Here is a 12,154-nt window from a genome sequence, read left to right as displayed (position 1 = left end):
GTTAACCTCAGGAATTCGGGAATTCCAGACCCATTTCACGATAACGCTCAGGGTCATTACCCCAGTTGTCACGCACTTTCACAAACAGAAACAGGTGAACCGGCTGCTCGAGAATAGCAGACATTTCCTTGCGGGATGCCTGACCGATTGCCTTAATCGTCTCGCCTTTATGGCCGAGAACAATTTTCTTCTGGCTGTCGCGCTCGACATAAACAACCTGTTCGATACGCACCGAACCGTCTTTGCGCTCTTCCCACTTTTCGGTTTCTACCGTCGAGGAATAAGGCAATTCTTCATGCAAGCGCAGATAGAGCTTCTCACGGGTCACTTCCGCAGCAAGCTGGCGCATCGGCATATCGGAAATCTGATCTTCCGGATAATACCAAGGGCCGTAAGGCATTTGGGCAACCAGATATTTCAGCAGATCTTTACATCCCGAACCATTCAGCGCCGAGATCATGAAAGTGCTTTCAAATTTCACTTTCTCATTGGCAGCCTGTGCCAGTTCCAGCAGCTTTGGCGGATCAACACGATCCACCTTGTTGAGGATCAGAATTTTCTTCTGATGCGTGTTTTCAAGGCTGGTCAGCAAAGCCTCAGCAGACTCATTCAGACCGCCCTGCGCATCAAGCAGGATCAGCACCAGATCAGCATCACGAGCACCGCCCCATGCGGTTGTGACCATAGCGCGGTCAAGACGGCGCTTCGGCTTGAAGATACCCGGTGTGTCAACCAGCACGATCTGTGTCTGATCTTCAGTGATAATACCACGCACCAGAGCACGGGTGGTCTGTACCTTATGGGTCACAATCGACACTTTAGTGCCGACCAAGCGGTTCACCAAAGTGGATTTGCCCGCATTCGGCGCACCAATCAGCGTCACAAAACCCGAACGGGTCTGTGCTTCTGCTGTGGTTGTGCTGTCACCCTGCGGATGGTTGATTTCAGTCATTTTTATCTCTTTTAAGCCAGGCGCTGTATCGGAAATGCTCTGAAGAACCTGCGCAGGTTTAACGAGCTCTATTTAAATTTAGCGCACATCTTATTCCGAAAACCGGTTTCCACTTTTCGGGATGTGCTTAAGTTTAGCGCAAATACGGAAACTTTATAAGATCAGTTATTTCTGCCAGACACCTTGGCGGTGCAACAGATTTTCAGCGGCATCCTGCTCGGCAATACGTTTGGAACGTCCTGTTCCGGTTGCCGGCTGAAAACCGGAAATTGCCACTTCCACCACAAAGACAGGCTCATGGTCGGGACCAGTGCGGCTGACAATGCGGTAAACAGGTTGCAGTTTGCCTTGCTGTTTGCCCTGCTGATGTGCCCATTCCTGCAATTCAGTTTTAGCATCACGGCGCGCCGCATCGCTCACTCTGGAGCGCGGCTCCCAATATTTGAGCACAAAACCACGTGCAGCTTCCAAGCCACCATCCAGATAGATCGTGGCAATCAGTGCTTCAATCACATCGGCGCGCACATTCAGCAAGCGCTTGTCATTGAGGCTTTTGATATCGGAACCGGTTTCGATCAGATCACCCAGACCGATTTCATCGGCAACGGATGCACAGCCCTCAGCACTGACCAGCGCATTCAGGCGCACGGACAATTCACCTTCCGGCGCATCGGGAAAAGCCGCAAACAGCATTTCCGCAATAATCAGCCCTAGAACGCGGTCACCGAGAAATTCCAGCCGCTCATAATTGGAACCGGATTGCGGCCGTGCGCTGGAATGTGTCAATGCGCGCTCAAGGCGCGCATGATCGACAAAGCTATGACCGGTTTTTTCTTCCAGTATTTTTATACGCTGGCGATCAGAAACCATTATCAGGCTCCTGACCGGCAGCTTTATTGTTGTTTAATTTCGTCAAAACACACATCAGTTATTTGTCGTTACAACGGATTTAGGATTTTCCGTTGCTCCGACCCAGTTCAGCAAGCGGTCGAACCGCAGATTGGTTGGCCAGCGCCACAGTTCCAGCGGGCTGTATTTTCCGGAAATGGAGAAGAAGATCACATTGGCGCGGCCAACAAGATTTTCATAAGGCACATAGCCTACAGAATAGCGGCTATCCAGCGAGTTATCGCGATTGTCACCCATCATGAAATAATGACCGGCAGGTACCTCGAATACACGCGTATTGTCGCCCATAGCATTCGGGTTCACGTCCAGCGTTTCGTAAGAAATGCCATTCGGCAATGTCTCGCGATAGACTTCAATCGGACGGTTTTCATCGGTCACGTCAGGATTGGCAATCTCGCCAACCTTCTCACGCTGTACCGCCACATCATTGATATAAACAACACTGTCGCGCACCTGAATCTTGTCACCCGGCAGGCCGATTACGCGTTTGATATAGTCAATATTGGTATCGCTTGGCAGCTTGAATACAACAACATCACCGCGCTTCGGCTCAGCACCCCAGATGCGGCCTTCAAACAGATCCGGTGACAGCGGCAGGGAATATTTCGAATAGCCATAGGCATATTTAGAAACGAACAGATAATCACCTTCCAGAAGCGTCGGACGCATCGAGCCGGACGGAATGCTGAATGGCTGAAACAGCAAGGTACGGATCACAAGTGCCAGCAGCAAAGCCTGCACAATAATACTGACGAGTTCACCAACACCGCCGGACTTTTTCACTTCATTCTTGTTAGACAAGCTGGGTTTTCTCCGCTTCTGCGCGTTTATTGTGCGACTCTTAACCTCTACAAAGCCATGAAGCAATCATGAACTCGCAACTCAAAGGACTGCGCCCCGCCTGCGTTGCATAAAACCCGCATCCTATGCCGGTTTTTGAGTAAAAAAGCCCATACCGGCTCTTGATATTTTCGTTTGCGATTCACGACTGAAATGCCGACAGCTTTGAGCCTGAAAATTGTTCAAATTATTGCATTTACCGGCTCTATCGCTCTGGTTATCATCAAACAGACATGATGTATTCTCTGGCGTAATGTTCATAAATCAGCGCCCGAATGCCATTATAAAACGACGATCGGACGTTGCACAAAACGCAGGGGAATAAACATAATCATGTCTCAGCCAGTGGAAATCCGTCTCTTCACAGCACAGGATAAAGCAGCATGGCTGCCTTTATGGAAAGCCTATCAGGATTTTTATAAGACCAGCATTGCTGACAACGTCACCGATTTAAGCTGGCAAAGATTGCTGGATGCGAATGAACCTATGAATGGCGCACTGGCAATTATTGACGGTAAGATTGCCGGTTTTGTACATTATATCCGCCACCGCTCCACATGGTCGACAGGCGGTTACTGCTATTTGCAGGATCTCTACGTTAATCCGGATGTTCGCGGCAAAGGCCTTGGCCGTGCACTGATTGAGCATGTTTATCAAGCTGCAGCGGAAGCAGACTGCTCACGCGTCTACTGGCTGACCCATGAGACCAATACGGATGCGATGGTGCTCTATGACCGCGTTGCCGATAAATCCGGCTTCATTCAATATCGCAAAATGCTGTGATGTGCGAAAGCGCCCGTGATCGTGCGGGCGCTGTTTTTAAGCAGGTACGGCTTCAATAATCACAAAGGCCTGCGCCATCGGATATTCATCCGTAATGCTCAGATGCACAACAGGCTTCATGCCTTCCGGCATCATGGATTGCAGGCGAACTTCAGCGCCATTGGTGAGGTGCATCGTCGGCTTACCTGAGGGCAAATTAATCACTTCCATGTCCCGCCAGAAAACACCGTGAGACAGACCGGTACCCAGAGCTTTGGAACAGGCTTCTTTGGCGGCAAAACGCTTGGCATAGGTATCCGCCTGACGTTTGCGGCTTGCAGCCTTGGCACGTTCGCGCTCCGTGAACACCCGCTCTGTAAAGCGGCTGCCGTGGCGTTCAAGTGTTTTTTCAATGCGGCGGATATCAATCAGATCACTGCCGATACCAATAATCATCGGGAAGCGCCCTGCTCTGCCAGATTTTTCTTTAATGAAATACGCTGCAGACGCTTGTGACGATAGCTGATCGTTGCCCAGCGCGTTGCCACATAAACAGCCAGCGCACAGCCAAGACCAAGCACCAGCGAACCGAACAGCATCGGCTTCAAAATCGGCTGCCACAGTTCAGCAAAACTCATCTGCTTGAAAATTTCGCTTTCCAGAATTCGGGTCAGCGGCAAAGCCTGTGCCTGACCGTTTTCATCAACGATCATCCGGCCGACTTCATAGGTGCCGCCCCAGATAAACGGAATTGTCAGCGGATTTGCCAGTGCAGTGCCAATCGCAGCGGCAGCAATATTACCGGCAATGAGGTAAGCGAGAACAATCGCAAGAATGAGATGAAAGCCGAAGAACGGGGTAAAAGCCGCAAAAACACCGACGGCCAGACCTGCCGCAACAGCATGCGGGCTGGCAGTAATACGGGTGATCCGCTTGCCCATATAGCGCATTGAGCGCGAGAAAGAACGGCGCGGCCAGATCATCGTGCGAAGGCGCTCCCTGTAACTCAAGGGTTCTCTGCGTCTGAACAACATGACTTTCTGCCACCATCCTTAACTAAATCTGAGTATATCTGCATTGATGCACAGACATAACTGCTTCGCTTCATAGGCGGGAAACTCCCGTGAAGCTATCTCAATTATACGAGAATTAAGACTTTTTTAACAGTTCAAATAGTTATCGCATGAGGAAAGCACAGCAGCAATGCGGCAAGAGGTAGTATGCCGCCTGAATAATGCGTCTTGAGACGGGGTTATATGTTCCGCGAAAATGTAGTTTTTCCAATAATATCAGACAGGTTTACATATAATTTGCACTGCTTTTGAGTACAAAAAAGCATCGCACTGATCCGCCGCGCCCCCGTGGCAGATCAGGCGATGCCTCTTGCAGGCAAAATCCGCGCTGAAGCTTACCCCTTCAGCCTGCAGTCTCTGCCCTCTCCGCATCTGCCCGCGCCCCCGCGGCTAATGCGAAGCTCTTTCCATGGCCAAAATCAGATGGCCATGCTGAAGTCCGGCCGGTTTTATATGGCCATACTAAAACTATGTGCACATTCCTTACGGAACTCATCAAATACTGCTGCGACGAGCCTCACCAGCGAATGATGTTCCGGCGCCATCACAATCACTGAACCCTGCACTGTGACGATACCATCGGCGGCCAGCGGGCGCAGCAATGCGAGTTCATCAGAAAAATTCACACCTGCTGCGACATCATTCAGATCGACACGGAAATCACACATCAGCTTTTCAATGATCTGCGCCCGCAAGCGGTCAGAATCGTTAAATGCATAGCCGCGCGTTACCGGCGCCCGTTCTGACAGCACCGCAGCTTTATACTGACCTATATCGGCAATATTCTGCGTGTATCCTTCGCGGAACTGCGAGATAGACGATGCACCGAAACCGAGCAGTGTCGGGCAGTCATCATCCGTATAGCCCTGAAAATTGCGGCGCAATTGTCCGGCCTTTGCGGCCACAGCCAATGCATCAGACGGCAGGGCATAATGATCAATGCCAACCGGCTCATAGCCCATAGCCATAAATGTCTCACCAACGATCTGCGCTTGCTCAAAACGGGCATCAGCATCAGGCAGCAGGCTGGTATCAATCAGCCGCTGATTGGCACGGCGCGCAGGCAGATGCGCATAACCGTAACAGGCAATACGGCTCGGTCGGAATGCCGCCACACGTTTGCAAGTCTCACGCAATGTAGCGACCGTTTGCAAAGGCAGGCCGTAGATAAGATCAAAATTCAGGCTGGTTATGCCAACCTGCCATAGCGAGTTGACAGCGGATTCAACCTGCTCAATCGGCTGCACACGGCCAATGGCCTGCTGCACATCCGCATTAAGATCCTGCACGCCAAGGCTGGCACGGTTGACACCAACCTGCGCCAGATCACGGCACAGTTTCTTGTCAACTTTGCGCGGATCAAGCTCGATGGCATGTTCCATATCATCCGCAAAATCGAACTGCTCACGCAGCACCTGCGTGATACGGGCAATGCCCTCGCCACCCAAAATGCTCGGCGTACCGCCGCCCCAATGCAGATGCACGGCTTTCGGGCGTTCAGTCAGATATTGTCCCGCTTGGCGAATTTCGCGGATCAATATATCGGCATAAGCCTCAATCACGGTATCACGCCGCGCAATCTTGGCGTGACAGCCGCAATAGTGGCAAAGGTCACGGCAATAAGGCACGTGAAGATAGAGAGAAACCGGTTCCCCCTGTCTCAAACGCCGTAACCACGCCTCATACTGATCTTTCCCGACTGCCGGAGAGAAATCCGCGGCAGTCGGATAAGATGTATAGCGGGGTACGGCAAGAGAAGCATAATGTCTTGCCGCAATCTCCGTCATACTTTTTGTCCTTTACCGGCAACAGCTGCCTGTTCGTTCAGTTTCATTTCCGGCGCAACCGGCATGTTTTTCATTTCCGGCGCAAGCGCCGGGGCGCGCACCAGCACGTCATTGCGCAATTCAAACCACATGGCATTGAAAATTGCGAAGGAAGAGGCCAGTCCCAATCCAAGGATCCAGGAAAAGTACCACATTTCATTGTTCCTTTTTCTTTACTCTTCAAAGGGTTAGTAAGCATTAGGCGTATTATCGACACTGTCTTTAGTAATCGGGCCGCGCATCACGCTATAGACCCAGCTGGTATAGAGAAGAATGAGCGGCAGAAAGATCACTGTCGCGATGAGCATAATGAACAGGGTCAGATGGCTGGACGATGCGTCCCACACTGTCAGGCTTGCATTTGGCATGACCGAGCTTGGCAGCAGGAACGGAAACAGTGACACGCCCGCTGTGCTGATGATCCCGAAAATACCGGCACTGCTGCACAAGAAAGCCAGCGTACCCTTGCGGCAATGCAGCGCGATAAAGCTCAGAGCCATACCGGCAAAGCCGAGCACAGGCGCAATCAGCATCCAGCTATGTTTGGTATAGTTTTCCAGCCAGACACCGGAGCCGGTTGTCACAGTCTTGAGCATCGGATTGGACGGCCCCGCAACATCCTGCACGGAAGTGACCACATAACCGTTGATACCAAAGGCCAGCCACACACCGGCAAGTGCAAACAGAACCACGCTGAGCAGCGCTGCGATTTTGCCGAAGCTGCGGGCACGCTCACCAACCACCCCTGGAACACGGGCAACAATAACTGTTGCACCATGAGCTACCAGCATGGTCAGGCTGACCAGACCGCACAGCAGTGCAAAAGGTGTCAGCAGGCCGAAGAAATTGCCGTCATAATAAATGCGCATCGCATTATCGAAACGGAACGGCACACCGAGCAGAACATTACCAACAGCAACACCGAAGATCAGCGCCGGTACGAAACCACCGATAAACAGAGCCCAGTCCCATGTGGAACGCCATGCGGTATTTTCCACCTTGCTGCGGAATTTGAAACCAACAGGACGCAGGATCAGCGCCAGCAAAATGGCAATCATCGCCAGATAAAAGCCGGAGAACGACACCGCATAAAGTGCAGGCCATGCGGCAAAAATCGCGCCGCCGCCGAGGATCAGCCAGACCTGATTGCCCTCCCATGTCGGGCCGATCAGATTGACCAGCATACGGCGCTCTTCATCGGTTTTAGCCGCGAAAGGCAGCAGAGTGCCCACGCCAAGATCAAAACCGTCCATGATCGCGAAACCGATCAGCAGAACACCGAGCAGCAACCACCAGATCAGGCGCATTGTTTCATAATCTAAAGGAATATTTGTCATTATCTTGCTCCTTTCGCCTGATTAACCGTTGTTCTGCATATTCAGGATGGCCGCATCCTGTGCCATATCGACATCAGGGCGTACCGGTTCTTTTGGTCCGGCTTTAACGGTACGAACCATCAGCCAGATCATGATGCATAACAAAGTGGTGTAGACGGTCAGGAAGAAACCAAGACTGATGACCAGATCAGTCATAGTGAGATTGGAAGCCGCATAGAATGTCGGCAGCACACCCTCAATCGCCCAAGGCTGACGGCCATATTCCGCAACGATCCAGCCTGCTTCAATCGCAATCCACGGCAAAGGCAGTGAGAACACAGCGATTTTAAGCAGCGCACGATTGGTATGTTCATTGATGCGATGTCTGCTCGCCAGAACAAAGGCAATTGCAAAAAAGGCGATGAAATAGAAGCCCAGCGCCACCATGACACGGAACGACCAGAACAAAGTGCCGACACTCGGAATTGTATCTTCCGCAGCCTTACGGATTTCTTCAGGTGTGGCGTTCTGAATATCATCCCGATAACGCTTCAGCAGCAGGCCATAGCCGAGATCATGCCAGTTAGCCTTAAAAGCTTCACGGGCTTCAGCATCATTCGGATTGGTACGGATACGATCCAGCTCAACAGAAGCCTTGATACCATTCTCAATACGCTTTTCAGCCATATCCACCAGATCATGGATGCCCGGCAATTCCGTTGTCAGACTGCGGGTGGTAATGAGGCCGAGAACATAAGGAATATGCACTTCATAGCTGTTTTTGCCGCCCCCCGGAATGGCGAACAGGTTAAAACCGGCCGGTGCAGGTTCTGTTTCCCACATGGCTTCCATCGCAGCGATTTTCATCTTCTGCTGTTCGGTGGCCACATAGCCGCTTTCGTCACCCAGCACGACGACCGAGAGAGCAGCAGCCAGACCGAAAGAAGCGGCAACGGTCACAGAACGCTTTGCCAGTTCCACATGCTTACCGCGCAGCAGATAGATACTGCTGATTGCGATGATGAACATGGCACCGGTCACATAACCGGCGCTCACCGTGTGCACGAATTTTGCCTGTGCAACCGGATTGAACAGCACAGCCATAAAATCTGTGACTTCCATACGCATTGTATCAGGATTGAAAACCGCGCCGACCGGATTTTGCATCCAGCCATTGGCAATCAGAATCCACAATGCGGAGAAATTGGCGCCAAGCGCCATCAGCCATGTGACGGCGAGATGCGCCACGCGCGACAGACGCGCCCAGCCAAAAAAGAACAGGCCGATAAATGTGGCTTCAAGGAAGAACGCCATCAGGCCTTCAATAGCCAGCGGCGCACCAAAAATATCGCCGACATAATGGCTGTAATAGCTCCAGTTCATACCGAACTGAAACTCCATCACGATCCCTGTGGCGACGCCCATGGCAAAATTGATGCCGAACAAAACACCCCAGAACATGGTCATGCGACGCCAGATGTCGCGACCGGTCATGACATAAACGCTCTCCATAATCGCCATCAATAATGAGAGGCCGAGCGTCAGGGGGACAAAAATAAAATGATACATCGCCGTTGCAGCGAACTGCAATCGCGACAGATCAACGACAGTAAAGTCAATCATACTTCCAGCCTTTTATCATTCGGATAACCGCCGCTCCGCAACGGGAAAGCAGCTTGCCGGATCCGTTTTCTGCAAACGGATCGTCCTCCCTTATCGCTGGTGTAACAAAGGTGTGAAAAAGCGCATTGATCTGGATCAATGGCTGTAAAACAAAAAAGGGCGGGGAAATGCCCCGCCCTTTGCTAAAATTTGTCTGTGCCTATTGCTTCAGCGACAGCCATTGGGTGGCGTGGACATTGTTCAGATTATCGTGCCAGCCTTCCAGCTGATCTGAAACCAGCGCCCATGACGCATAGGTAAAAAGCGGAATGACAACCTGCTCCTGAAGCAACAGGCGCTCAGCATCCGCCAGCATCACCGCACGCGCTCTGAGATCGGTTGTCACCGAGGCCTTATCCAGCAAAGCGTCATAGGTTTTATTGAACCATTTTCCATAATTGAAACTACTGTCACTTTTATAGAGAAACAAAAAGCTTTGCGGATCGCTGTAATCCCCGATCCAGCCATCCCTTGCCAGATCAAATTTTCCGCCTTCGCGCAGATAATTGAAATAGGTCGTGCCTTCCATTTCATTCAGCTTTGCCCTGATGCCGATATTTTTCAGCATATCCGCAATGGCAGCCATGACATTTTTATGGTTCTCGGATGTATTATAAAGCAGCTCAACCGTCAGACTGTCCGGCTTGATACCTGCCTCTTTCAGGAGTTCTTTCGCTTTGTCTTCACGGTCGAGAATGTCCTGATTGGCATAATCCTGACGTACTCCGCCGCTGATATAATTATCAATTTCCGGCGGCACTAAAGAATAGGATGGCAGCATTGTCCCGCGCCAGACTTCTCTGGCCATAAAATCGCGGTCAATCACCATCGAAATAGCGCGGCGCACACGGGCATCTTTCAGCGGGCTGCCGTCTTCCCCCTTTATATCGAGAAAATAGCTGCCCAATTGCGGGGCAATGCGCAACTGAGTGCCAAATCTCTTTCGCACATAATCCATCTGCTCGGCAGGCACATCGGCACAGACCTGCACCTCTTTTGCTTCAAACCGGCGCATACAACTGGAGCGGTCTTCAAAAGGCAACCAGTTCACCACATCAATTTTTACCTTATCCGCATCATAATAATAAGGATTTTTCTTCATGATGATTTTGTCATTCGGCACAAAACTGGTCAGTTGATAGGCACCATTGCTCACCAGATTTCCGGGAGCAGTAAATTTTTCTCCGTATTTTTCAACGCTTTTGCGATGTAAAGGCAGTGCCGTGTGATGTGCCATTAATTGCAGAAAATAGGGCGTCGGCGCTTTCAGTGTGAACTTCACCGTATAATCATCCGGTGCCTCCACACCCAATTGCTCAGGCGGCAACTGTCCGCGGGAGATTGCTTCGGCATTTTTGATCGGAAACAGCACATTGGCATAGGGTGCGGCTGTTAGCGGGTTCATAATACGGCGGAAAGAATAGACAAAATCCTGCGCGGTAACCGGATCACCATTCGACCATTTTGCATTATCGCGCAGATGGAAAATATAGCCCACGCCATCCGGTGACATTTCCCATGATTGTGCAACACCGGCGATGATTGCGCCTTTGGCATCTTCCATCACCAGCCCCTGATAAAGATCGGCGAGAAGCGCCGCCTCATCGACCGTAGATGTCAGTTGCTGATTGAGCGAGGACGGATCGCCATTATTGCCACGATTTAAAATGATTTCGGCATTGGCAGATGTAGTGAACACAGAGATCAGCAGACCAGAAATCAATAATGACCGGCGCATATAGCCCCTCCTCAATCAATAAAATAAAGACATGAATAAAAATCCCGCGCCGATATTACCCAAGCGCGGGTTCAGGAAAATCCCAATAAAATGCAAAAAGCTGCGTCTGCCTTAGGGGGCAAACGCAGGACACATTCTTAAAACTGTCAGAGATCAGCTTTTGAATTCAGTGCCGGCAACGGCTGAAAGCGAGCGATGCGAGAGAATGCTCACCGTATTGGCATCCGGCAGATGAATCAGACCCTGAGTGCGCAATTTTGTGAAGCAACGGCTGACAGTTTCAATGGTCAGGCCGAGATAATCTGCAATATCCGTGCGGTTCATCGACAAATGCACCGGATTGTCCGGATGGCCGACACGTTTCGCCTGTGCGGAGAGCACCAGCAGGAAAGAGGCCAGTTTCTCAACAGGTGCAAGACGCCCGAGCACCAGCTGATTATCCCGCGACTGGCGCAAAGCCTCACGCGTCATCACATAGAGACGGTCTTTCAATGCCGGATGCTGATCCATCAGCTCGTCCATCTCATTTACGGAAAAGCAGCATAATGTGGATGGCACAACAGCTTCTGCCGTCTGGGAATAAGTCCCGTCATCGGCGAGACCGAGATAATCGCCCGGATAGAGAAAACCGGAAATCTGACGGCGGCCGTCCGGCAGCAATGTAAACAAACGCAGCAGACCGGAAGTCAGGCTGAAAACTTTCAGCTTCGGTGCGCCCTCTTCCACCAGCATTTCACCGGTTTCAAGCTTGCGTGAAGACATGATTGCCTCCAGCGCATGCAGCGCATCATCCTGCAAAGCGGCACAGATCGCCATTTTACGCACTTCACAATCAACGCAGGCTCCGCACGGGTCACGGTGACGCTGGCTATGCATTGTCTGAGCTGTAAGAACTGAAACCACGATGATGCCTTGTTTTTACACTTGTCGTTATCGGAAAACCGGTGCCCGCTTTTCCGCGACACGCTCTAACTCTTTGTTTTAACGCGTATCTTATCCGAAAACCGCTTCGCACTTTTCGGGACACGCTCTGGTTTTTTAATTCGTCGTATTATCGCGGACGCTAAATGCTCTGG

12 protein-coding genes are annotated in these 12,154 nt (G+C 51.2%); 1 reads left to right on the top strand and 11 read right to left on the bottom strand.

Translation table 11 applies throughout. The features are described from left to right. Positions 1-7: 7 nt before the first annotated feature. From era to lepB, 3 genes are all read right to left on the bottom strand, one after another. Positions 8-952, bottom strand: coding sequence for a GTPase Era (gene era, locus LDL70_RS04445; protein WP_122010529.1), 945 nt, complete (start codon positions 950-952; stop codon positions 8-10). Between the two features lie 165 nt (positions 953-1,117). Further along, entirely contained in the window at positions 1,118-1,822 is a 705-nt protein-coding gene (gene rnc / locus LDL70_RS04440) for a ribonuclease III (protein ID WP_022711973.1), read from the bottom strand. Positions 1,823-1,876: 54 nt separating this feature from the next. Continuing rightward, positions 1,877-2,662, bottom strand: a complete 786-nt coding sequence (lepB, locus tag LDL70_RS04435) for a signal peptidase I (RefSeq protein WP_022711972.1) — start codon at positions 2,660-2,662, stop codon at positions 1,877-1,879. 372 nt (positions 2,663-3,034) lie between these two features. On the opposite strand from lepB, the gene LDL70_RS04430 reads away from it, so the two are divergent. After that, entirely contained in the window at positions 3,035-3,484 is a 450-nt protein-coding gene (locus tag LDL70_RS04430) for a GNAT family N-acetyltransferase (protein WP_221720876.1), read from the top strand. A 36-nt stretch (positions 3,485-3,520) separates the two neighbouring features. On the opposite strand, the gene acpS is transcribed toward LDL70_RS04430, so the two are convergent. The 8 genes from acpS to LDL70_RS04390 all read right to left on the bottom strand — a co-directional run bounded on the left by acpS (position 3,521) and on the right by LDL70_RS04390 (position 11,954). Next, positions 3,521-3,919, bottom strand: a complete 399-nt coding sequence (gene acpS, locus LDL70_RS04425; RefSeq protein ID WP_075654593.1) for a holo-ACP synthase — start codon at positions 3,917-3,919, stop codon at positions 3,521-3,523. Continuing rightward, positions 3,916-4,497 (bottom strand): DUF2062 domain-containing protein, encoded by a 582-nt coding sequence (locus LDL70_RS04420; protein ID WP_022711969.1) that lies wholly within the window; start codon positions 4,495-4,497, stop codon positions 3,916-3,918. The genes acpS and LDL70_RS04420 overlap by 4 nt, the downstream gene beginning before the upstream one ends. A gap of 488 nt (positions 4,498-4,985) precedes the next feature. After that, on the bottom strand, positions 4,986-6,323 hold the full coding sequence (hemN, locus tag LDL70_RS04415) for an oxygen-independent coproporphyrinogen III oxidase (RefSeq protein WP_220159354.1): 1,338 nt from the start codon (positions 6,321-6,323) through the stop codon (positions 4,986-4,988). Further along, positions 6,320-6,517 (bottom strand): cytochrome bd-I oxidase subunit CydX, encoded by a 198-nt coding sequence (gene cydX / locus LDL70_RS18040; RefSeq protein WP_370637772.1) that lies wholly within the window; start codon positions 6,515-6,517, stop codon positions 6,320-6,322. The genes hemN and cydX overlap by 4 nt, the downstream gene beginning before the upstream one ends. 33 nt (positions 6,518-6,550) lie before the next feature. Beyond that, entirely contained in the window at positions 6,551-7,699 is a 1,149-nt protein-coding gene (cydB, locus tag LDL70_RS04405) for a cytochrome d ubiquinol oxidase subunit II (RefSeq protein ID WP_370637771.1), read from the bottom strand. 21 nt (positions 7,700-7,720) lie between these two features. Next, entirely contained in the window at positions 7,721-9,301 is a 1,581-nt protein-coding gene (locus LDL70_RS04400) for a cytochrome ubiquinol oxidase subunit I (RefSeq protein WP_225687428.1), read from the bottom strand. A gap of 199 nt (positions 9,302-9,500) precedes the next feature. Further along, entirely contained in the window at positions 9,501-11,078 is a 1,578-nt protein-coding gene (locus LDL70_RS04395) for a peptide ABC transporter substrate-binding protein (protein WP_225687426.1), read from the bottom strand. A 153-nt stretch (positions 11,079-11,231) separates the two neighbouring features. Next, positions 11,232-11,954 (bottom strand): helix-turn-helix domain-containing protein, encoded by a 723-nt coding sequence (locus LDL70_RS04390; protein WP_028233878.1) that lies wholly within the window; start codon positions 11,952-11,954, stop codon positions 11,232-11,234. Between the last annotated feature and the right edge of the window lie 200 nt (positions 11,955-12,154).

This window comes from Pseudochrobactrum sp. XF203, from assembly GCF_020341615.1.
GTDB lineage: Bacteria > Pseudomonadota > Alphaproteobacteria > Rhizobiales > Rhizobiaceae > Pseudochrobactrum > Pseudochrobactrum saccharolyticum.
This window is presented reverse-complemented; position numbering and strand designations above follow the sequence as displayed.

What these genes read in the sequence shown, in the direction of transcription:
- era (WP_122010529.1), bottom strand. Translation starts at nt 952, where the DNA reads ATGACTGAAATCAACCATCCGCAGGGTGACAGCACAACCACAGCAGAA.
- rnc (WP_022711973.1), bottom strand. Translation starts at nt 1,822, where the DNA reads ATGGTTTCTGATCGCCAGCGTATAAAAATACTGGAAGAAAAAACCGGT.
- LDL70_RS04430 (WP_221720876.1), top strand. Translation starts at nt 3,035, where the DNA reads ATGTCTCAGCCAGTGGAAATCCGTCTCTTCACAGCACAGGATAAAGCA.
- acpS (WP_075654593.1), bottom strand. Translation starts at nt 3,919, where the DNA reads ATGATTATTGGTATCGGCAGTGATCTGATTGATATCCGCCGCATTGAA.
- LDL70_RS04420 (WP_022711969.1), bottom strand. Translation starts at nt 4,497, where the DNA reads ATGTTGTTCAGACGCAGAGAACCCTTGAGTTACAGGGAGCGCCTTCGC.
- hemN (WP_220159354.1), bottom strand. Translation starts at nt 6,323, where the DNA reads ATGACGGAGATTGCGGCAAGACATTATGCTTCTCTTGCCGTACCCCGC.
- cydX (WP_370637772.1), bottom strand. Translation starts at nt 6,517, where the DNA reads ATGTGGTACTTTTCCTGGATCCTTGGATTGGGACTGGCCTCTTCCTTC.
- cydB (WP_370637771.1), bottom strand. Translation starts at nt 7,699, where the DNA reads ATGACAAATATTCCTTTAGATTATGAAACAATGCGCCTGATCTGGTGG.
- LDL70_RS04400 (WP_225687428.1), bottom strand. Translation starts at nt 9,301, where the DNA reads ATGATTGACTTTACTGTCGTTGATCTGTCGCGATTGCAGTTCGCTGCA.
- LDL70_RS04395 (WP_225687426.1), bottom strand. Translation starts at nt 11,078, where the DNA reads ATGCGCCGGTCATTATTGATTTCTGGTCTGCTGATCTCTGTGTTCACT.
- LDL70_RS04390 (WP_028233878.1), bottom strand. Translation starts at nt 11,954, where the DNA reads ATGCATAGCCAGCGTCACCGTGACCCGTGCGGAGCCTGCGTTGATTGT.